The sequence below is a fragment of the Flavitalea antarctica genome (genome assembly GCF_054461535.1).
Map to the genome: position 1 here is coordinate 171,508 of NZ_JBTLQG010000001.1, position 20,682 is coordinate 192,189.

Sequence of the window (20,682 nt, forward strand, 5' to 3'; positions counted from 1 at the left end):
ATAATCGACAAATATGTACCGAGAACCGAATTCTAAAATCGTTATTAGATGATTTCAATCATAACACCCACATATAACCGGGCGCTCCTAGTTCAAACAACCATTAAAAGTATACAGGCTCAAACCTTTAAAGATTGGGAACTAATAATTGTTGACGATGGTTCAACTGATAACACTGAGGAGGCAATCCAGCATTTTTTGGAAGATTCGCGCATACGATACGTAAAGAAATCAAACTCCGGACAGGCTGCAAGCCTCAACGTCGGTGTTCAATATGCAAAATACGATTTTATCACCTTTTTGGATAGTGATGACGAAGCCTATCCAGAATGGCTGCAAACGGTAACGAGAGAGATGAATAACGAAACCGGCATCGCCTGTTCTTGTGCAATCAGAAAGTTCATAGATGGGTCCCGGGTTGAAGAAGGGTTAGGCATGTTCAATTTATTCGGTGAAAAAATGATGCTTAAATTCACCTGCGGTTCTTTATTCATCAGGAAAAGCCTCTTTCATGCAATCGGAGGTTATGATGTTGAACTCCGCGCAAATATCCAGACTGATCTGGGATACCGCCTTATAGATGAGATCCGCAAAACTGACTACAAAATCGTTACCGTTCGCAAATTCCTTATACAAATCAACATTCATGCAGGCGAACGGATCCGTACAAACTGGCAGCGGAAAAGTGATGGTGGCGCTCAATTTCTAAAAAAACATTTTGCTTTTTTGCAAACACATGATCCCAAAGAAATTTCAAACATCTGCGCTACTATCGCATTTTCAAATTATAAAATGAATGATAGAAAAAAGTCCATGGAATATCTGCTGAAAGCCATTAAACATAATCCGACAAGAATCCTCAATTACCTGCGGATCGTGAAATACCGGTTTATGTAATCACTCATTTCAAACACCCTTTATGAATAACACTGTTTGTGCCGTCATGGTCACATATAACAGGCTGGAAATTCTCAAATCCACGCTTTCCCATGCTCTCGACCAGGAATATCCGCCTACTAATATTATTATTGTTGATAATTGCAGTACGGATGGCACTAAAGAATATCTTCAGACCTTACTCATCGATCAGCGAATAAAAACAATTCACCTGGATACGAACATGGGTGCAGGGTATGCAATTTCCCAAGGGATGAAACTTGGATTGAAGTTGAAAGACTTCGATTATTTCTGGGTTCTTGATGATGATTCCTATTACAAGCCAAATGTCCTGAAAGACCTGGTAACCCATATTAGTAAATCAGATTTCGGACTGGTAGGGTTAAGTGGTTCTAACATTCGTTTCGGAACCAAAAGAAAAGTGATCACATCCCAACCCCTGACTGAAGTTGATTATGCCCTGGTTGATGGCGCAATTATCCGTGGTGATGTAGTCAGAAAAATTGGAACAACCTGTGAGCGTTTTTTCATGATGTGTGATGATGACGAATACATCATCCGTCTCAAAAAACATGGTTATAAAATTGGCTTGCTTGACCTGGGGCCTGTAAACCGTTTACATCTTGGTGGTCAGGGTTCCTTTACGAAAGCAACTTTATGGCGGGGGTATTATTCATCCCGTAACCAAATGCTTATTTTGAAGGAATATTTTTCTTTGAAACGTTTACTCGAATATACTTTTCTACAATCAAAGTTATTAATCGGCGCGGCTGTTTTTGCACCGGATCGCTTTCAACGTGTTAAGTTAAGACTTACCGGCATCTGGCATGGGGTAAGAGGAGTTGAAGGTAAAACCCTTGATCCGAAATCCCTGACATTTCAAAGCAAAAATTCCAACTAAGCGCGTCATTATGAACTATCCCGAAGGGACGAAGAAGATCCTTTTTGTAATCGATACCCTCCAGCTTGGCGGCGCTGAACAAAGCCTTTTGGCTAACAGCAGCCGATTTGTTAAGACTGAATCCGTCATTTGCCATCTCTATCCGGGCGAAGCATTAAAACCACGGTTTCAAGAATGCGGCTTGAAGGTTTATTCCTTAAACATCCGGCAGAAATACGGATTTATCCAGGCTTACCAGCGATTAAAAAAAATTGTGAGTGAAGAAAAGCCGGATCTGATTATTGCCTATTTAACCCGGTCTGAGATCGTAGCAAGGCTGGTAGCAAGGTCTTCCCGTGTACCGGTAATAGGCACTTTTGTAAACGACCTTTACACTGCATCTTATAACCAGCATTTAAGCTGGAAGGCCCGCAAACTGGTGAATGTATTTAAAGCCATTAATCGCTATACCAGCAAATACTGTGTGGGCTTTGTGGCAAATTCAAAGGCAATAAAAGACGCAAACGCTGTTCATCTTGCCATTAAACCGGACAAAATAGAGGTCATTAACAGGGGTCGGGACAGCTTCAAAATTAAACGAAGGCCTGCAGGAAATATTCCTCTGAACAGAACTATCAATTTTGTAAACGTCAGCCGTTTGTTTACCGTAAAGGGCCATCGGCAGCTGATCCAGGGGTTTGGCAAATTTCTAAGTCAGCATCCGGATGCAACCCTGACAATCGTCGGGGACGGGCCCCTGAAAGAAGAGTTGACCAGGTTAATTTCAACAGAGAAATTAGAAAAGAAGGTAATGTTGTTGGGAGCCAGGAAAGACGTACCGGAGATATTGGCAGACTATGATTGTTTCGTGTTTCCATCCATCATGGAAGGCTTTAGCGGAGCCCTCGTGGAGGCTTTATTTGCGGAATTGCCAATCCTTACCACCAATATTCCACAGAACCAGGAGATAGTTACGCATTTGCAAACAGGCTATGAGTTCGGGACTGAATCAGCGGATGAAATTTTTAAAGCAATGACCTGGTATAAAAATAATCTTCAAACAGCACATGAACTTGCTGCTAACGGTTATATCTATGCGAAAACTAACTTCGAGCTTAGTGATATTGTGAAACAGTTCGAAGATTACCTTCATCGTAAAATGGGAGTACGACCGTGAAAATCCTTCACCTTGTACAGAAACCGCAATTAAGAGGAGCAGAGATGTTTGCTTCCCAGTTGGCCACACACTTGAATCAGAGCGGACATGAAGCAATACTTGTGTTTGTATTTCCGGGCGAGGCGCCACTACCCTTTAATGGAAAAAAATTCTACCTTGGTGGTAATAATAAGAAACGTTTTGTTGACAAAACTGCATGGAAAAGGCTGGCGGAAATTATCACACAGGAAAAACCGGATCTGATACAAGCAAATGCCGGGGATACCCTGAAGTATGCAGTCTCTTCAAAATTACTATACAGATGGAAACCACCGATTGTCTTCAGAAATGCAAGTACCATCAGTCTTTACATCAAATCTGTTACAGCTAAAGTGTTCAACGGTTTCTTCTTTCGTTATACTGACCTGGTGGCATCAGTAAGTAAAACCTCCGCGAAAGATTTTTCGGAAACTTTCCCAAACTTTTCGAAACCCATCGTCACCATACCCATAGGAATCGAGGAACCGGATCTTTTTGAAATCCAAAAGCCGGCGAGGTTGCCAGGACAGCCTATTCGTATCATTCATGTCGGGGGTTTTAGTTTTGAAAAAAATCATCGGGGGCTGATCAGCATTTTCGAAAAAATCATAAAAGCCGGGCATCATGCGACCCTTGAATTGGTGGGCAACGGTATCCTTAAGGATGAAATAGAAAACCTGGTGAGGCAGAAGGAGCTGAATGAAAAAGTGATTTTTCACGGTTTCCGTAAAGATGCCATGCAACTGATAAAACAGGCAGATCTGCTGGTATTACCTAGCATTATTGAAGGTTTACCTGGTGTGATATTGGAAGCATTTTACTGCAAGACGCCCGTAGTAGCATATAATGTAGGAGGAATCGGGGAAATCCTGATCGCCGGGGAGACCGGATGTCCTGTGCAAAGTGGCGATGAAAACGCTTTTGTTGCGGCGGTAGTGAAAACTGTCAATAATCCGTCAGAACTGATGATTGAAAATGCTTACCGCCTGGTAAAATCTGAATATCTCAATACGGCAATCGCGGAAAAATTCGTTAGTGCATACCGGAATCTGGTAAATAACTGATAACAAGAAGTTTTTGAGCTCAATAAATGGAAAAAAGAGAAACGATACATATCCTGCATATCATCAAATCACTCGGCAGGGGCGGGGCGGAAACCTTATTGCCCGAGACCCTGGCCAAACATGATCAGTCAAAATACAAGTTTCATTATATTTATTTTATTCCCTGGAAAGATCAGATGGTTAGTGCTATCAGGGAGGCAGGCGGAGTCGTTACCTGTTATTCCGCGAAAAACAACCTCGCTATTATGGCGAAAATTCCATCAATTTTGTCATATGTTAAGGCGAACGGCATCAGGTTGATTCATTGTCATCTTCCCTGGGCCGGGATATCCGGCAGAATAGTAGGGAAGCTGGCTGGTGTGCCTGTCGTTTATACAGAACATAATTTATGGGAGCGCTACCACAAACTTACCTACCATTTAAACAAAATTACTTACTCAAGCCAGGAAAGAGTCATCGCCGTTTCTGCAGAGGTAGCTAATTCGATAAAAAGCCATCATAAAAACAGCAAGCCAATTGTTCAGGTAGTCTTAAACGGCATTAACACCGTAAAATTTTCTGATTCTTACCATGTTGGCCCCGATATCCGCAGACAATTCAAAATACCGGAAAATACCATCCTGATAGGCATAACCTGTGTGTTCCGCGCCCAGAAAAGATTAACTACGTGGCTGGAAATCGCTCACCGGATTCACGAAAAATTCCCGGAGGTGAGGTTCATCATTATCGGGGATGGGGTGTTAAAGGATGAAATTTTTGCAAAAGCTGCAGAATTGCAAACATCAGGATATGTTCATTTTGCAGGTTTGCAGACGGAAATCAGACCATATCTCCGGGCAATGGATATATTTATGATGAGTTCTGAATTTGAGGGATTACCCATAGCTTTATTAGAGGCTATGAGCATGGAAGTGATGCCGGCGTGTACTGAAGCGGGTGGGATCAGCGAATTGGTTAAAGATGGATTAAATGGGGTAGTGGTACCCGTTGCTGATCCAATGATGCTTGCAGAAAAACTCGAACCGTTTATCCGGGACCGGTTTAAGATTCGTGCTATGGGGGAAGCTGCCAGGAAAACAGTGATCAACAATTTCAGCATGGAAAAGATGGTTGGCGAACTTGAAGCGATTTATCTTGAAACAATAAAATAGGTCAGGTGATAGGAGCTATAATTTTAATCCTTGTGTTGTTTGGTATAACCTTGCCATTATTGAACTCGTTCAGGGTTGGTAAACCATGGTTTGATATAAACCTGATGAAGGGGTTATATTGGTACCACATTTTCTTTGCACTGGTTTATTATATTATGGTGATGGACTCCCGGTCTGACTCCGTAGGTTACTTCCAAAGATCCTTGTATTATCATTATGACTGGCTCGGCATTTATACTACGGGAACTCAATTTATTGATTTCATAGCCTACCCATTTGTCAAACACCTGGGTTTTAGCTATGAAATGATGATGGTGTTGTTTACATATATGGGATACTGGGGCTTTGTTTATTTTTATGTGTTCTTTAAGGAAAATATTACATATCCGCACCGATTACTACCAAATATATCCCTGGGTGGAAGAAAGAATGGCATTGACATGATCACTCTTTTTATCTTCCTGCCCAATATGCACTATTGGACTGCATCACTGGGTAAAGGTGCGATCATTTTCTGGGGGCTGGCGATGACGATGTACGGACTAAGCAAACTGAGCCACCGGAAAATGGCTTTGTTACTTGGAATGGTAATTGTTTATCATGTGCGGCCGCATGTATTTCTATTCATGCTGGTCGGTATTCTTGTGGGAATGTTTACAGGCAGGCAAAAGGTGCCTGCATATCAAAAGGCAATAGTTTTTGTCGGTTCAGCGATTACGCTTGCCATAATGTATAATACCATTATCGCATTTGTGGGACTGGACACCGAAAACCTGGTTGAAAGTTTTGACAAGTTTTCTACTACCCGCTCAGGTGAACTTGCAAAATCCAACACAGGAGTCGACATTTCAAATTATCCGGTGATATTAAAACTTTTTACATTCTGGTTCAGGCCACTTTTTTTTGATGCTCCCGGAGCGGCCGGACTGGTCGTATCATTTGAAAATGTTGTTTATATAATGTTGGCGGCAAATCTTTTCAAACCCGGTTTTTTTGGTTTTATTAAAAAAAGTTCAGCACTCGTAAAGACCTGTGCTGTAGCGTTTCTGGCAACGTCATTTGCTATGTCCGCTACTCTTTCAAATATGGGAATAATCATCAGACAAAAAAGCATGGTGATGTACTTTTTTCTGTTTATTATCATCGCCTTCCTTGACTATAAGCAAAACAAAGTTATGGCCAGGAGAAAGAAAAATATGAATGACCAGAAGTTGGAGGAAGAAGAATCTGAACGCCAATACCAGGCAGGGATAAATGGTTTATAACATGAACGGAATTTTTACAATAAGTCTTGATTTTGAGCTCCACTGGGGTGTATTCGATAAAAGGAACAGAGACGAAAGAAAACGCTGTTACGAAAATACCCTGCGGCTGATTCCAGATATGCTGGAACTTTTTGATAAACATGGAGTACATGTAACCTGGGCGTCCGTGGGATCTCTTTTTGCAAAAGATCAGCAGGAATGGCAGGAATTGAAACCTGCCAAGGAACCTGAGTATGAAAACAATGTTTATTCAGCGTATCGGTATGTACGTGAAAACGGGCTTGCCCCAAGTTACAATTGGGCACATTTTGCGCCGGAAATGATTGAGAAAATCTTATCATATCCAGGTCAGGAATTGGGCACTCATACATTCAGTCATTATTATTGTCTGGAAAAATTGCATGGTGAAGATGCATTTGATGCCGATTTACGATCGGTACAACTTGCCGCATCAAAGTTCAATACTACTACTGTGTCTCTTGTATTTCCAAGAAACCAGTTTAACCCTGATCATTTAAAAGTCTGTTACCAAAATGGTATCAGAACCATCAGGTCAAATCCTGAAGATTGGTTCTGGCGCCCGGTACCGGACAAAGGAGGTAACCTCGTCCGGAAAATCTTCCGTACCGGCGACGCTTATTTGCCAATGGCTTCTAAAAGAACATCTTTTTCAATCAGCTCAATAAAAGTTGTAGATGGGGAACCGATCCAGGTGCCGGCGAGCAGGTTCTTAAGACCATGGCATCCACGGTATAAGCTTGCAAACAGACTTGTGCTTGGCAGGTTGATGGGCGAAATGAAAACCGCAGCAACAAAAAAAGAGTGCTATCATCTGTGGTGGCATCCGGAAAACTTCGGTGACTACCCGGAAGAAAATCTGGCGAACCTTAAACAGGTATTGAGTTTTTATAGTGAATGCAAACAAAAATATGGAATGGCCAGCTGGAATATGGGCGAATATGCCAGCTATTTCGAGAAAAAGATTGGAATTAATAGAAGCTAAAAATTGTCTTTAAAACAATTCAAGATCTCCCATGCTATATGACCAGTTGTCAATGTTAAGTAGTTTATCAAATTCTCCGGTAGCGGTGAGATTCCGTAATGTGATGGTCGGGCCGGCATTACGAATGGGGATCGGACCCAAGCCAGGAAGGTAATCTCTATATGCAAGCAACTGCCGACCGGAAATTGTTAACAAATTTGCAGAAGTTTCCCTGGCCACCCGTTTTAGTTTGAAAGAAATGTCTGTTTTAATACCCGGTTCTTTGTTAAACAAATAAAAATCTGTTAGTCTTAGCTCAGAAAAACGGCTATGCTCTTTGATACGATAAATCAGGATATAGTTTTTATCATCAGTAATAAAACTATACGGAAACAATGGGTTGCGGGCATAACGCCATTGCATATACGAAGCTGACCATGGGGTATGAAGGCCGCTGATTTTCACAACCTGGAGATTAGTTAAGTTTTTCAATACCCTGTTCCACTCAACTTCGGTGTTATTGACTCTGACGGCAATTTTGTTTTTCAGCAGTAGCCTCGCTGCAGTTCTCAGGGGACTAAGCACTTTTATTTTCAATGGCATTTTGCCCTGCACTTTCCAATCCATCTTCAGGTAACCGGGCAGACTCTGACTGTTGGGCGTATTGAAAACAAAGCTGATATTTTCTTTGCGGCAGCGCTCCAGTTGATCAAGTGTGAGTTTCTTAAAGATCCCTTTCCCCTGGTGTGCGGGATGTGTGGCAGTATCTACGGCGCGGATGCTGCTAAAACTTTTATCATCCCATTGCCATTTCCATTGCATAAATGCACGAAGACCTATCAATTCTTCGTTCTCTTCTGCAAGAAGTACGTAGGAATTTCCAAACGGATTTTCTTCGTGTTTCCAGGCCCATAAGGCTTCTGATTTTGGTATCGTAGATTCACCAAGTGATTTTCGTAGCAATTCTATAATTGCAGGTTTATCTTTGGAGGTAGCAGGTCGGATGTGCATCAAATATTTTTTTTGAAAATAATACTTAAATCCAATTATCCCTCTAAAACAAAAAAAATTAAACAATGAAGATATTAGTCACCGGCGCGGCCGGCTTTATTGGATTTCATCTCGTGAAAAAATTGGTATCAGAAGGATATGAGGTTATCGGTCTGGACAATATCAATGACTATTACGACGTAAATCTGAAGTATGGCCGGTTGAATGAATTGGGAATTTCCAGGGAAAGTCTGGTACTCAACGAACTCACACCTAGCAGATCTATGCAAGCATTTTCATTTATGCTTGGGCATCTTGAAGATGATGAGAATATTGAAGGCCTTTTTGCGAGGCAGAAATTCGATATGGTTTGTCATCTCGCCGCGCAGGCAGGCGTTCGTTACAGCATCGAAAAGCCGCTGAAATATATTCACAGTAACGTGATCGGTTTCACAAACATTCTCGAGGCCTCGAAAAATCACTCAGTCAAACACCTGGTATATGCAAGCAGCTCCAGCGTTTATGGATTAAATGCAGAAATTCCTTTCAGGGTTGACCAGCATACTGATCACCCCGTATCGTTATATGCGGCCACAAAAAAGAGCAATGAACTAATGGCTCATGTGTACAGTCATCTATATAATTTACCGGTAACCGGCTTACGTTTCTTTACGGTTTACGGTGCCTGGGGCAGGCCAGATATGGCTTATTTTTCGTTCACTAACAATATACTTGAAGGCAAACCGATTCGTGTGTTCAATGGTGGCGAGATGCGGAGGGATTTTACCTATATAGATGATATCATTAACGGTATCGTCAGGGTTATTCCATCACCTGCCCGGCCTTCTACGGAATGGAACGACCACCAGCCCGACCCCTCGAGGTCAAGAACACCTTTCCGTATTTACAACATAGGCAACAACAAACCAGTCAACCTGCTGGACTTTATCGAAACGCTGGAAGAACAACTTGGCGTGAAAGCCAACAAGGTGATGACAGAGATGCAGCCCGGTGATGTGACTGTCACCTATGCTGACGTTTCTGAAATGATCAATGATTTCGACTACAGTCCGTCGACCCCTATCAGCGATGGAATCCGTGAGTTTATAAAGTGGTTCCGTGAATATTATAAAGTGCAGCCGGCTGCTATAGCGAAATAATTAAGAATGTCGACCCAGCACAAAATTATCAGGATCACTACAGTGCCTATCTCATTGAAGGTTTTGCTCAAAAAACAATTGCGGTTTATGAGTGCCTATTTCGAGGTTATTGGTGTTTCATCACCTGGAAAAACACTCGGGGAGGTTTCTGAACAGGAAGGCATCCGCACGGTGGGGGTAAATATGACGCGGGCCATTACACCAGTGCAGGACCTTAAAGCGATCTGGAAGCTTTATCGTTTATTTAAAAAAGAAAAACCGGCGATAGTTCATACGCATACCCCAAAAGCAGGACTATTGGGGATGTTGGCAGGGCGCCTTGCAGGTGTTCCAGTTCGCCTCCATACGGTGGCAGGTCTTCCCTTGGTGGAAGCCACAGGAAAAAAGAGGTTGTTACTTGAAAACGTTGAAAAGCTTACTTATGGGGCAGCCACGAAAGTGTATCCAAACTCAAGAAATCTCGCCAACTTCATCCTGAAACGCAAATTCTGTTCACCCGCCAAGATCAAGGTACTCGGCAACGGGAGCAGCAATGGTATTGATACTTCATTCTTTAGCAGGACGCCGGCACTTGATCAAACGGCAGCAGACCTGAAGCAGGCGTTGGGAATAGTAAGTACAGATTTTGTGTTTGTTTTCATCGGAAGGCTTGTGAGGGATAAAGGCATTGAAGAACTTGTTGAAGCTTTCAAAAAGCTGAAAGATAAATTTCCTGCGGTGAAATTATTGCTGGTCGGGCCTTTTGAACCCGAGCTGGACCCGATCTCGGAACAAATAACGGCTGCCATTTCACAAGACAATCGTATCACACTAGTAGGATTTCAGCAGGATGTGCGGCCGTATTACCTGGTGAGCAATGTGCTCGCTTTCCCATCTTACCGGGAAGGATTTCCTAATGTGCCCATGCAGGCAGGGTGCTTTGATCTGCCAAGCATTGTTACAGACATAAACGGATGCAATGAGATCATTGTTGAAGGCGAAAACGGGTTGATAATCTCCCCGAAAAGTGTTGAGCAGTTGGTCACTGCAATGACGAAATTACTGGAAGATACCGCATTGTACGCCCATATGAAATCAAAAGCAAGGGAAATGATTGTTAGCCGGTACGAACAGAAATACCTTTGGAACTTAATATTAAAGGAATACGAGGAACAAATACACCATGCAGTTTTATCGTGATTTTCTAAAAAGATTGCTTGATCTGGTAGTCAGCTTCGTGGCTTTATGCCTGTTATTTCCGCTTATCCTGGCAGTGGCTATTTTCCTGTTTATTGCTAACCAGGGAAAGCCATTCTTTTTCCAGCGCAGGCCAGGGAAAAACGGCCGGATCTTCATGCTGGTAAAATTCAAAACAATGAATGATCGCCGGGATGCTGACGGGAACCTTTTACCGGATGAAAAAAGACTGACCGCCATAGGTAAGTTCATCCGCAAGACTTCGCTCGATGAAATACCCCAGCTTATCAACGTGGTCAAAGGAGATATGAGTCTTGTAGGGCCGAGACCATTACTGGTGGAATACCTGCCGTTGTACTCACCGTTCCAGCATCGCCGGCATGAAGTGAGACCTGGCATAACCGGCTGGGCACAGGTAAACGGAAGAAACGCCATCAGCTGGGAGAAAAAATTCGAGCTCGACGTATGGTATGCCGATCATCTGAGTCCATCACTCGATGCCAGGATTCTCTGGCTCACCATAAAAAAAGTTTTTAAAACAGAGGGCATCAGCCAGGACGGCCATGCGACAATGCCTCATTTCAAAGGCAGTAAATCATGAACATATTAATTACTTCAGCCGGACAGCGGGTTTCTCTTGTGAGGGCTTTTCAAAAACAGCTAAAATCCGTGTTTCCCGATGGCAAAGTGTTTACAACCGATATGCAGCCGCAGCTGAGTGCTGCGTGTAATGTTTCCGACGGTTACTTCCAGGTAAAAAGGGTCACCGATCCCGGGTATATCCCGGAGCTCAAAACGTGTTGTGTTGAAAATGGAATCACGATGGTGGTACCCACCATCGATACCGAACTATTGGTACTTTCGTCTCATAAAGCCGACTTTTTTGCTGCCGGAATTCATTTAATCGTTTGCGACGAAGTATTCACTGCCAAATGCCGGGACAAAAGACGGATCAATAACTTTTTCACTGATTCAGGTATTGAGATTCCGAGGTCCATTGACAAAAACGCGCCGGAGTTTCCCCTTTTTATCAAGCCTTTTGACGGAAGCCTGAGCGCAGACACTTACCTGGTCAGGTCAAAAGATCAGCTCACCGCCGAACTCCTTCGCAATCCCAGGTTCATGTTTATGGAATATATGGACAAGGAGCACTATGACGAGTTCACCGTAGATATGTATTATGACCGGAAAAATCAGCTGAAATGTATAGTTCCCCGGAAAAGGATGCTCGTCAGGGCAGGGGAGATCAACAAGGGACTAACCTGCAAAAATGTGATCGTCCCGTACCTGAAACACAAACTGGCTTTTATTGAGGGTGCTATCGGTTGCCTCACACTACAGCTGTTTCTCCATAAAACGAACGAAAGAATAGTTGCCATCGAGATCAACCCGCGCTTCGGCGGTGGTTACCCTCTGAGCTACCAGGCAGGGGCAAACTATCCTTTATGGCTCATTAACGAATACTTTTTACACCAGGACATAAGCTATACCGATGGCTGGGAAGATCAGCTGCTCATGCTCCGGTATGACGATGAAGTTATCATTCATGGATATAAAAATTAACGCACGCACTTTTTTTGTTTTTGACCTTGATGATACGCTTTACCAGGAAATAGACTTTCTGAGTTCAGCTTATAAACACATTGCATCGGCCATTGAGCCTTCTATAAATTCGTATATCTATGAAGAGATGTTGGCGCGTTATCATCGTAACGAAAACGTTTTCGCATGGATAATTGACCAATACAAAGAGCAACTGGGTGAACTCAATCTTGCATGGTTGATCAGTACCTACCGGGAACATATACCCGAAATCAGGCTCAGCCTTGAAACGGCCGCCTTTATTCGCGAGGTTCGCTCACGAAAAATACCCACTGGCCTTATAACCGATGGCAGGAGCGTAACCCAGAGGAATAAGTTAAAAGCATTGGGAATCGAAGATTTATTTTCTGAGATCATTATCTCGGAAGAATTCGGATCAGAAAAACCTGATGAACGCAATTATCTTCATTTCGTGTTGAAATACCCTGACAGCGAATTTTATTATTTTGGTGATAATACAAGCAAAGATTTTATTACTCCTGCACGACTGGGATGGACCACGATCTGCGTAAAAGATAGTGGAAAAAATATCCACAAACAGCGTTTTGATGGCATAGAAATTCCCCAGTTTGTTGTCGCAGGTTTCGGTGATCTAACCCTGACCGATGAACGTAATTAAGCGTTTCCATGTAAATTATTAAATTGTGTAGAATTCTTGGTTTACAGCAGTTTATATTGAAATCATGGTTAGTGGGTAATTTATGAAGAGGTATGGAGGTAGTATTACCTGAATTAATTTTTTTTGGAGATTATACTTTGCGGATTCAATAATTCTTTAGATATTGTGCTTCCAATTATAATCTTTCAAATCCCTTCCATTTTCCTTAGAGATGCCTACCGTCGTCAAATAGCTTTTCTTAATCAAAAACGGTTTACCCTATAAAATGAATTCAAAAATTTGGCTTTCCTCTCCTCATATGGGAGGGCAGGAACTAAACTATATTAATGAGGCATTCGAATCGAACTGGATTGCTCCACTCGGTCCCAATGTGGACGGTTTCGAGCAGGATTTGAAGGAGTTTCTTGGTAATAAAATTCAGGTTGCAGCGCTTAGTTCAGGAACTGCAGCAATACATCTTGCATTAGTGATCCTGGGGGTGAAGCACGGAGATGAAGTGATTTGCCAGTCTATGACTTTTTCTGCATCAGCCAATCCAATCGTTTATCAGGGTGCAACCCCGGTTTTTGTGGATAGTGAAGAACAAACCTGGAACATTTCCCCGGAGTATCTTGAAACCTCGATCAGCGACCGAATTCAAAAAACAGGAAAGTTACCTAAAGCAATCTTAGTGGTTCATTTGTACGGGATGCCTGCACAAATGGATAAGATAATGTCTGTAGCCAGGAAATTTAATATCCCGGTGATAGAAGACGCTGCAGAGGCGCTGGGTTCAACGTTTAATGGTCAACCACTGGGAACATTTGGGGATATAGGGATACTTTCTTTCAATGGAAATAAGATCATCACCACGTCGGGTGGCGGTGCACTTGTATCAGCAAACGGAGAGTATGTAAAGAAGGCGAGGTTCCTTGCAACACAGGCCCAGGATCCAGCCCCGCATTACCAGCATTCGCAGATAGGGTACAACTACCGGATGAGTAATATTTGTGCTGGAATTGGTCGGGGACAAATGGAGGTGCTGAGGGACCGGATCAACAAGAGAAGGAGTAATTTTGAGTTCTATAAGTCAAATCTTGCTTCTCTTGCCGACGATATTACTTGTGTGGGAGTACCGGATGAAAACTATTTTTCAAACCATTGGCTCAGTATAATTAAAATTCATTCTGACAGATTTTCACGCGAGGATATTCGGTTAGCCCTCGTGAAAGAAAATATCGACAGCCGGCCCCCCTGGAAACCGATGCATTTACAACCCGTTTTCGAATCTGCCCCGTATTACGGAGACAAGGTTAGTGAAACGCTTTTTGAAACAGGTCTTTGTCTGCCGTCCGGATCAAATCTCACGAATGATGAATTAAATCGTGTATTGTCAGTAATACAAGATGTGAGTTCACGAGCTGGCCGGATAATTGATAGAAGGCAACTAGTCTAGTATTTGTAATACTATTTATCCAACATCCTCCCGTAATTCCTACATAATCTCTTTTCCTAAAAAGTCCACCAGAAGCCACACATCCTATAAAAATCCATGGCCGATATCCTTTTTCATTATCTAAACCCTTGTTAGAGGCCATGAAAAAGTTACTTTTAAATGCTACAGTATTACCCAGGTGGGTTATATTACTGGTCGATCTTGTTATCAGCGGTTCTTCGTTTGCGTTATCCTACTTCGTGGTGAAGCAATTTGACTTTCCGGCTATCCTTAGAGGACACTTTTTCTTCTATACAGGCTTGTATTGCCTTATATCCGGAATTGTATTCTATCTCATGCGTGTGCATACGGGCCTGATCCGTTATTCGAACATTAAGGACATGCTTCGGATATTTCTCTCAGTGTTCGTAACAAGCCTGGTCTATCCGATTGCTGTTCAGTTCATAATGGTGAATAACCTCAATATTGCTTCGCTTAGAATCAGTACGGTATTATTTATCAACTTCTTCATTGCCTCGACCCTTCTTGTAATGTTAAGGACCAGTGTTAAGGAACTTTATAACTATGTAAAGAGAAACACTACGCCAGACAAGGAAAACATCCTCATCTATGGTTCAGATAACAACTCCATACTGTTAAAACAGGCGATGGAGTCAGGAAATACGAACAAGTTTGTAATAGTAGGTTTTCTTGAGGCCAATAATCGCAAGATCAACACCTATATTCAGCAAAAGAAAGTGTATCACCTGCGAGAGCTGGCCTCTTTGAAAGAGAAGAAAAATATTGCCAAGCTTATTCTGATGAATGAGCAATTAACCAGCATTGATAAAAAACTGGTAATTGAAAAGTGTCTACAGTTAGGCATTAAGGTTCTTACCGTTCCGCCATCAGATCAGTGGACCTCTGGCAAGCTGAGCTCAAACCAGATCCAGGCACTTAAAATTGAGGATCTTCTTCAAAGGGAGCCTATCATTATCAATAACAGCATCGTTTCAAATGACCTCCAGGGCAAGCGAATCCTGGTTACCGGGGCAGCGGGCTCAATCGGCTCCGAAATAGTGAGACAAGTACTTTCCTACAACCCGGAGATGGTCATCTTATGCGATCAGGCTGAGTCTGATTTGCACGAAATGCAGCTTGAAGTTGAAGAAAAATTCCCAGGCATTAAGATCCGGGTCTTTATTGGGAATATTCGTGAGAATAAGAGAATGGAGATCATGTTTAACACTTATCGTCCACAAGTTGTATTTCACGCTGCGGCTTATAAACACGTTCCGATGATGGAACACCATCCTTCGGAGGCTATCCTGACTAACGTGATGGGGACCAAAAATCTTGCAGATCTTGCTGTCACATACAAAGCACAAAAATTCGTAATGATCTCCACAGACAAGGCGGTCAATCCAACGAACATCATGGGCACATCCAAGAGGCTCGCTGAAATGTATGTTCAATCTATGAGTGGGAGATCAAATGATAGTGAGTTACAAAATATCGACTATATTTCGAATACAAAATTTATTACGACAAGGTTTGGAAATGTTCTTGGCTCAAACGGGTCTGTGATACCGAGGTTTCGTGAGCAGATCCAAAAAGGTGGACCAGTTACCGTCACTGATCCCGAGATTACCCGTTTCTTCATGACCATTCCTGAGGCAGTGCAACTTGTTCTTGAGGCGGGCACAATGGGAGCCGGTGGGGAAATATTTATTTTCGATATGGGCAAACCTGTCCGTATCGTTGATCTCGCAAAAAAGATGATTCGCCTCGCGGGCCTTACACCGGATGAGGATATCAGGATCGTATATACGGGCCTGCGTCCGGGGGAGAAGTTATACGAAGAACTGCTGAATAAAGAAGAAAAGACCTTGCCTACTCATCATGAAAAGATCAAGATTGCCCGGGTAATCCCATGCTCAAGGCAAACCAGGAATGAGATTGAGAATTTAATTGATATGTGTACTGAGGATGATAATAACGATGAACTTGTCCGAAAAATGAAAAGACTTGTGCCTGAATTCAAAAGTAAGAACTCAAAGTATGAGCTGCTGGACACGAACAATAATGTTTATTCAGTCTACTCCGACATGGCTTCAAATGCCATATAGTTTATCAGTAATCTCCATATTAGAAATACGGTTACGTGTACGCTATCTTTCAATATTTTGTTCCCGATGTCACTTTCATAAAATAAGGTCCGTCAGCGAAATAGTTACGCTTGTATATCCTGGCGGACCATGCTTTTTGTAAATCGCACCCCACTACCTTAATTGCAGGATTTTATCAATTATCCTTAAATCAGGCAGGATTATTGGTATGTCCTGTTCACAAATTTTAAACTTCCACCAATAACAGGATGAATCCGATAGAATGTGAAATTGAGTTTTTCCCAAACTTCCACCTAATGCAGCTATACGCTGGTTTTTTTGAGTTAGAACGTAAAGGCATCATAAAGTTAAAACTGAAACTCCTTAAGCAAAATCAGCATGCATATTCCCTTATTAATGTGCTCGTCAACAATAAGTATAGGGTGATCTATGATACACTGGATGGTCTCACATGGATCCACGGTGACGAGCAGGCCAACCTGGCATATTTTAAAAAAACTTACGAAGTTGACTTCTACTTTAAGAGGAGTTTCAATAGCCTTTTGCATGAACACAGGCCGAAAGATTGTAAAGTCTTTCCTTTGGGACTCAATTACAATGTACAACCGAAGAAAAATCTTCTCCTATATAGTGGCTCACTGAAAAATAAGGTGAAATATGTTTTGAAGACAAACAAGCTTCTAAAACAAATTTCAGCAAAGAGATTTTACTATGAGGAGGATTTTGAATTTCTTCCCATTAAACCGAAAACAAACAATATTTTATTTCTGACCAGACTTTGGGATCCCAACGAGGCCAAATCCGAACGTTCAAAAGAATTCAGAATAAGAATAAATAAAACCCGGGTTGAATGTATTGAACGATGTCGTGACACTTATGGAGTTGATTTTACCGGCGGGTTGTATCGTGAAAAATTTGCATTGAAAAATTTCCCTGATCTCATCATGGATGATGCATTGACGAATAAATCTGGCTTTCTCAAGGCTGTAAAAGACCACGCTATTTGCATAGCAACTACGGGCCTTCATAAGTCCATTGGCTGGAAAATGGCAGAATATGTTGCAGCTTCCCGGGCAATTGTTTCCGAGCCGCTGAATTTTGACTTACCAGGGCAATTCTCCATAGACGAAAACTATTGTCAGTTTGACACTGCTGACCAACTGATTGAACAAATCGACAAATTGCGGGGCAGTCAGTCAGAGATGTTAAAGCTAATGATCAACAACTTCCATTATTACAATAATTTTGTGAAACCAGAGAGGTTGATATTGAATTCGCTGATAACTGTTCTTAATAATAGTTGAAAAGCCCGGGACTTTATATGAGCGGGTAATATAAAGTTCTGAGGGATAGTTCCTAATGGTTAAAATTATGGCGAAATCCGTGATTAGCCTTTGATTTTTTCATATGTTTTGCTATCTTGCTCTTTAAACCGAGGGTGATCGTAAAACACACTGAAAACGACTCAACGTGGCTTTTTCAGTAAGCATTATTCCTCTTTAACATGCAAATCCATTTACTGGATTTGCGTACATACAATCAAAGGTCCAAGTCCGTCTGGCCTGCATACATAACACTAGCTTCTGATTATTTTCACTACTATTCAAATCCATTCTATCCGAGTATGAAGAACAAGTTTCCGTCATTTTTAAGTGACGATCTAAAACCGCGGATAGCTGAGTTGGGTAACACTTTAATAGTCATTTGTTATCACTGCAAGCAGAACCCACATCTTCAGACATTAAAAGGAGATGTGTTAAAATCGGAATAGAATGAGTAGAAAAATTAATCTTTTTTGTTTTCCTTTTGCCGGAGGCAATAAATACTCATACCAGAAATTTATTGAAAATGCTCCATCCTTGTTGAATATCATTCCGCTTGAATATCCCGGAAGAGGAGCAAGGATAATGGAACCATTAATGTCTAGTATTCAAGATCTCGCAAACGATCTTTATGACCAGGTGTGGCCACTTGCAAAACGGGGTGATTATGCTATATATGGTCATAGCATGGGCGGGCTGCTTGGATACCTTGTAGCAAGAAGCATGGTAAGAAATAATCACCCGCCTCCTTTGCATATGTTTATTACTGGTAGTTCCGCGCCCGCGTCTTCCAGCCGTACATCTAAAAACAGACATTTACTTCCAACACCACAGTTCATACAGGAATTGAAACAACTGGACGGCATTTCGGATGAAATACTGAATAACACTGAGCTGTTGGCTTTTATTGAACCAATATTGAGAGCGGACTTTAAAAGCTGTGAAACCTATCAATATGGCAATTATACTCCGTTGAGTATCCCATTTACCGTCATCACCGGAACTCAGGAGGATCTCGAGCCGGAGGAGATCCAATTATGGCAAAACGAGACATCCTGTCCGGTAGAATTTAAAACTATCCCCGGAAAACATTTTTTTATATTAAAACACCCCCGGTTAATCGTTGATCTGATCGCAAAAAAATTATCTCTTTATAATAAAGCTTATCAAAATGAATGACAAAAAATTATATCTGAAACCAAATGTTGTACTGGAGCCTCTTGTTGATAACTGGTATGCCTGGAGTCATCTGGTATCCCCAGGCAGTGCAGCCATGAACATTGTGGGACGGCATTTGAGCATAATTGAGTCATACCTGGCTTCGCCGTCAATTCATGCGGAAGCGGTGCGGAATCCAAAAATGAAAGGAGGACCATTCATGGACTTCGGAGGAGGTCGGGTGGAGGAAGTGAAAGCACTTCAGCAACAGACTTTTCAAAAGCAGGACCGTATCATTCAATTCGCTAAAGCAATTAAGGATTTGGATAAACTCCTGGCAACGGAAGCAAAAGGGTTTGGTTTGGAAGCTGTTTATGAAAAAGTGCCGGATATCCTGAAAGGCTATGTGGAATTGTATTATGACAGACAAAATAATCCAGGATTCAGATTTTTTGAATCGCTGTTGTATAACAGCGAATACTACAAAAAAGACATGCAGAGTATAGCCATGTGGATTACCAATAATGATGAACGTCCATTTTGTTTAAGCACACCTCGTTTATCCGAACCCGATGTACTGGCTTTAGACATTCCATTTGATCACCCCGGAATTGATGAACTCGCTAAAATGAAAAGGGTACCCCAAACCCTCGGATTTATTAAAGCGATGCTTGGAATATCGGAATCCCAGTCAACTCTGTTCGAGACTTTTTTCACGGAGACTCCGCCGCCACCATATCAGAAATATACAGGAGATAAAATAAGGATGCGCTATTTTGGACACGCCTGTATTCTTATTGAAACCAAAGATATCAGTATTCTAGTTGACCCACTGATCAGTTATTACGGCTACCATTCTGATGTTCAGCATTTTTCTGACGTTGATCTTCCGGATTCACTTGACTACGTCTTAATTACGCATAATCACCAGGATCATATCCTCTTTGAAACGCTTTTGCCATTAAGACATAAAATTAAAAACCTGATTGTACCCCGCACTAACAGTGGGAAGCTCGAGGATCCGGACTTAAAGTTAATGTTCAATAATGTCGGTTTCAACAACGTTATATCCGTAGATGAAATGGAAACGATTCGTTTTGAAGATGCAACGATCACTGGCCTTCCATTCATGGGTGAACACAGCGATCTGAATATTCTTACCAAAGCTTGCTATTTCGTTCAGATCGGTGATTTCAAGTTAATTTTTCTGGCAGATTCGCGGATCAGCGAGGCCCAATTATACAAACATATTCACAAGCAAATAGGAAATGTGGACGTGTTGTTCATCGGAATGGAGTGTGACGGAGCACCTTTGACATGGTTGTACGGTCCCCTGCTCACTAAAAAATTGCCGAGAGATATGGACGGAAGCAGAAGGTTGGCTGGTTCAGACTGTGGAAAAGGTTTATCTCTTGTTGACATCTTTAAACCAAAGGAGCTGTACGTATATGCCATGGGTCAGGAGCCCTGGTTGGAATTTATAAGCAGCATTAAATACACCGATGAATCCAATCCGATTGTTCAGTCGAACAAGCTTGTAAATATCTGTCGGGACAGAGGAATGATTGCGGAGCGATTATTTGGTGAAAAAGAGATCTTATATACAAAACAAGCTATGGGTTCTGCCGTTATGCAGTAACAAAATCGTGCGTTTTAGAGTTGTCAGTTTAACCTATCC

At 42.0% G+C, this 20,682-nt stretch carries 18 protein-coding genes; 17 read left to right on the forward strand and 1 reads right to left on the reverse strand.

What is annotated here, in order from left to right; all coding sequences use genetic code 11:
• Positions 1 to 48: 48 nt before the first annotated feature.
• Genes ACX0G7_RS00570 through ACX0G7_RS00600 form a run of 7 tightly spaced genes read left to right on the forward strand, consistent with a single transcriptional unit; the run spans position 49 to position 7,455 of the window.
• Positions 49 to 897 carry a glycosyltransferase family 2 protein gene (locus tag ACX0G7_RS00570; protein WP_458921450.1) on the forward strand — a complete coding sequence of 283 codons (849 nt, stop codon included), beginning with the start codon at positions 49 to 51 and terminating at the stop codon, positions 895 to 897.
• Positions 898 to 919: 22 nt separating this feature from the next.
• A complete protein-coding gene (locus ACX0G7_RS00575; RefSeq protein WP_458921451.1) occupies positions 920 to 1,798 on the forward strand; it encodes a glycosyltransferase in 879 nt (292 codons plus the stop codon).
• Between the two features lie 10 nt (positions 1,799 to 1,808).
• A complete protein-coding gene (locus ACX0G7_RS00580; RefSeq protein ID WP_458921452.1) occupies positions 1,809 to 2,954 on the forward strand; it encodes a glycosyltransferase in 1,146 nt (381 codons plus the stop codon).
• Positions 2,951 to 4,036 carry a glycosyltransferase gene (locus ACX0G7_RS00585; RefSeq protein WP_458921453.1) on the forward strand — a complete coding sequence of 362 codons (1,086 nt, stop codon included), beginning with the start codon at positions 2,951 to 2,953 and terminating at the stop codon, positions 4,034 to 4,036. Before ACX0G7_RS00580 ends, ACX0G7_RS00585 begins: the two co-directional genes overlap by 4 nt.
• Positions 4,037 to 4,062: 26 nt before the next feature.
• On the forward strand, positions 4,063 to 5,187 hold the full coding sequence (locus ACX0G7_RS00590; RefSeq protein ID WP_458921454.1) for a glycosyltransferase: 1,125 nt from the start codon (positions 4,063 to 4,065) through the stop codon (positions 5,185 to 5,187).
• A gap of 5 nt (positions 5,188 to 5,192) precedes the next feature.
• Positions 5,193 to 6,452, forward strand: coding sequence for a hypothetical protein (locus tag ACX0G7_RS00595; protein ID WP_458921455.1), 1,260 nt, complete (start codon positions 5,193 to 5,195; stop codon positions 6,450 to 6,452).
• 1 nt (position 6,453) lies between these two features.
• Positions 6,454 to 7,455: a polysaccharide deacetylase family protein gene (locus ACX0G7_RS00600; protein WP_458921456.1), complete on the forward strand. Its 1,002-nt coding sequence runs from the start codon at positions 6,454 to 6,456 to the stop codon at positions 7,453 to 7,455.
• A 9-nt stretch (positions 7,456 to 7,464) separates the two neighbouring features.
• Here the strand turns inward: ACX0G7_RS00600 and ACX0G7_RS00605 are convergent, their stop codons facing one another.
• Positions 7,465 to 8,445 carry a GNAT family N-acetyltransferase gene (locus ACX0G7_RS00605; protein ID WP_458921457.1) on the reverse strand — a complete coding sequence of 327 codons (981 nt, stop codon included), beginning with the start codon at positions 8,443 to 8,445 and terminating at the stop codon, positions 7,465 to 7,467.
• A gap of 65 nt (positions 8,446 to 8,510) precedes the next feature.
• On the opposite strand from ACX0G7_RS00605, the gene ACX0G7_RS00610 reads away from it, so the two are divergent.
• The 10 genes from ACX0G7_RS00610 to ACX0G7_RS00655 all read left to right on the forward strand — a co-directional run bounded on the left by ACX0G7_RS00610 (position 8,511) and on the right by ACX0G7_RS00655 (position 20,643).
• The gene (locus ACX0G7_RS00610; RefSeq protein WP_458921458.1) at positions 8,511 to 9,584 is read left to right on the forward strand and encodes an NAD-dependent epimerase; all 1,074 of its coding nucleotides are present in this window, start codon (positions 8,511 to 8,513) and stop codon (positions 9,582 to 9,584) included.
• A 6-nt stretch (positions 9,585 to 9,590) separates the two neighbouring features.
• Entirely contained in the window at positions 9,591 to 10,763 is a 1,173-nt protein-coding gene (locus tag ACX0G7_RS00615; protein WP_458921459.1) for a glycosyltransferase family 4 protein, read from the forward strand.
• A complete protein-coding gene (locus ACX0G7_RS00620; protein WP_458921460.1) occupies positions 10,747 to 11,361 on the forward strand; it encodes a sugar transferase in 615 nt (204 codons plus the stop codon). Before ACX0G7_RS00615 ends, ACX0G7_RS00620 begins: the two co-directional genes overlap by 17 nt.
• The gene (locus ACX0G7_RS00625; RefSeq protein ID WP_458921461.1) at positions 11,358 to 12,323 is read left to right on the forward strand and encodes an ATP-grasp domain-containing protein; all 966 of its coding nucleotides are present in this window, start codon (positions 11,358 to 11,360) and stop codon (positions 12,321 to 12,323) included. The genes ACX0G7_RS00620 and ACX0G7_RS00625 overlap by 4 nt, the downstream gene beginning before the upstream one ends.
• Entirely contained in the window at positions 12,307 to 12,981 is a 675-nt protein-coding gene (locus tag ACX0G7_RS00630; RefSeq protein WP_458921462.1) for an HAD family hydrolase, read from the forward strand. The genes ACX0G7_RS00625 and ACX0G7_RS00630 overlap by 17 nt, the downstream gene beginning before the upstream one ends.
• A gap of 265 nt (positions 12,982 to 13,246) precedes the next feature.
• Positions 13,247 to 14,416: a DegT/DnrJ/EryC1/StrS family aminotransferase gene (locus ACX0G7_RS00635; protein ID WP_458921463.1), complete on the forward strand. Its 1,170-nt coding sequence runs from the start codon at positions 13,247 to 13,249 to the stop codon at positions 14,414 to 14,416.
• 140 nt (positions 14,417 to 14,556) lie between these two features.
• Positions 14,557 to 16,524 carry a polysaccharide biosynthesis protein gene (locus ACX0G7_RS00640; RefSeq protein WP_458921464.1) on the forward strand — a complete coding sequence of 656 codons (1,968 nt, stop codon included), beginning with the start codon at positions 14,557 to 14,559 and terminating at the stop codon, positions 16,522 to 16,524.
• A 296-nt stretch (positions 16,525 to 16,820) separates the two neighbouring features.
• Positions 16,821 to 17,828 (forward strand): hypothetical protein, encoded by a 1,008-nt coding sequence (locus tag ACX0G7_RS00645; protein ID WP_458921465.1) that lies wholly within the window; start codon positions 16,821 to 16,823, stop codon positions 17,826 to 17,828.
• A 468-nt stretch (positions 17,829 to 18,296) separates the two neighbouring features.
• On the forward strand, positions 18,297 to 19,025 hold the full coding sequence (locus ACX0G7_RS00650; RefSeq protein ID WP_458921466.1) for a thioesterase II family protein: 729 nt from the start codon (positions 18,297 to 18,299) through the stop codon (positions 19,023 to 19,025).
• Entirely contained in the window at positions 19,018 to 20,643 is a 1,626-nt protein-coding gene (locus tag ACX0G7_RS00655; protein WP_458921467.1) for an MBL fold metallo-hydrolase, read from the forward strand. Before ACX0G7_RS00650 ends, ACX0G7_RS00655 begins: the two co-directional genes overlap by 8 nt.
• The last annotated feature ends 39 nt before the right edge of the window (positions 20,644 to 20,682 follow it).

Bases quoted from the DNA above. Each gene is read 5' to 3' on its own strand.
- ACX0G7_RS00570 (WP_458921450.1), top strand. From the start codon at position 49: ATGATTTCAATCATAACACCCACATATAACCGGGCGCTCCTAGTTCAA.
- ACX0G7_RS00575 (WP_458921451.1), top strand. From the start codon at position 920: ATGAATAACACTGTTTGTGCCGTCATGGTCACATATAACAGGCTGGAA.
- ACX0G7_RS00580 (WP_458921452.1), top strand. From the start codon at position 1,809: ATGAACTATCCCGAAGGGACGAAGAAGATCCTTTTTGTAATCGATACC.
- ACX0G7_RS00590 (WP_458921454.1), top strand. From the start codon at position 4,063: ATGGAAAAAAGAGAAACGATACATATCCTGCATATCATCAAATCACTC.
- ACX0G7_RS00600 (WP_458921456.1), top strand. From the start codon at position 6,454: ATGAACGGAATTTTTACAATAAGTCTTGATTTTGAGCTCCACTGGGGT.
- ACX0G7_RS00605 (WP_458921457.1), bottom strand. From the start codon at position 8,445: ATGCACATCCGACCTGCTACCTCCAAAGATAAACCTGCAATTATAGAA.
- ACX0G7_RS00610 (WP_458921458.1), top strand. From the start codon at position 8,511: ATGAAGATATTAGTCACCGGCGCGGCCGGCTTTATTGGATTTCATCTC.
- ACX0G7_RS00615 (WP_458921459.1), top strand. From the start codon at position 9,591: ATGTCGACCCAGCACAAAATTATCAGGATCACTACAGTGCCTATCTCA.
- ACX0G7_RS00620 (WP_458921460.1), top strand. From the start codon at position 10,747: ATGCAGTTTTATCGTGATTTTCTAAAAAGATTGCTTGATCTGGTAGTC.
- ACX0G7_RS00625 (WP_458921461.1), top strand. From the start codon at position 11,358: ATGAACATATTAATTACTTCAGCCGGACAGCGGGTTTCTCTTGTGAGG.
- ACX0G7_RS00630 (WP_458921462.1), top strand. From the start codon at position 12,307: ATGGATATAAAAATTAACGCACGCACTTTTTTTGTTTTTGACCTTGAT.
- ACX0G7_RS00635 (WP_458921463.1), top strand. From the start codon at position 13,247: ATGAATTCAAAAATTTGGCTTTCCTCTCCTCATATGGGAGGGCAGGAA.
- ACX0G7_RS00640 (WP_458921464.1), top strand. From the start codon at position 14,557: ATGAAAAAGTTACTTTTAAATGCTACAGTATTACCCAGGTGGGTTATA.
- ACX0G7_RS00645 (WP_458921465.1), top strand. From the start codon at position 16,821: ATGCAGCTATACGCTGGTTTTTTTGAGTTAGAACGTAAAGGCATCATA.
- ACX0G7_RS00650 (WP_458921466.1), top strand. From the start codon at position 18,297: ATGAGTAGAAAAATTAATCTTTTTTGTTTTCCTTTTGCCGGAGGCAAT.
- ACX0G7_RS00655 (WP_458921467.1), top strand. From the start codon at position 19,018: ATGAATGACAAAAAATTATATCTGAAACCAAATGTTGTACTGGAGCCT.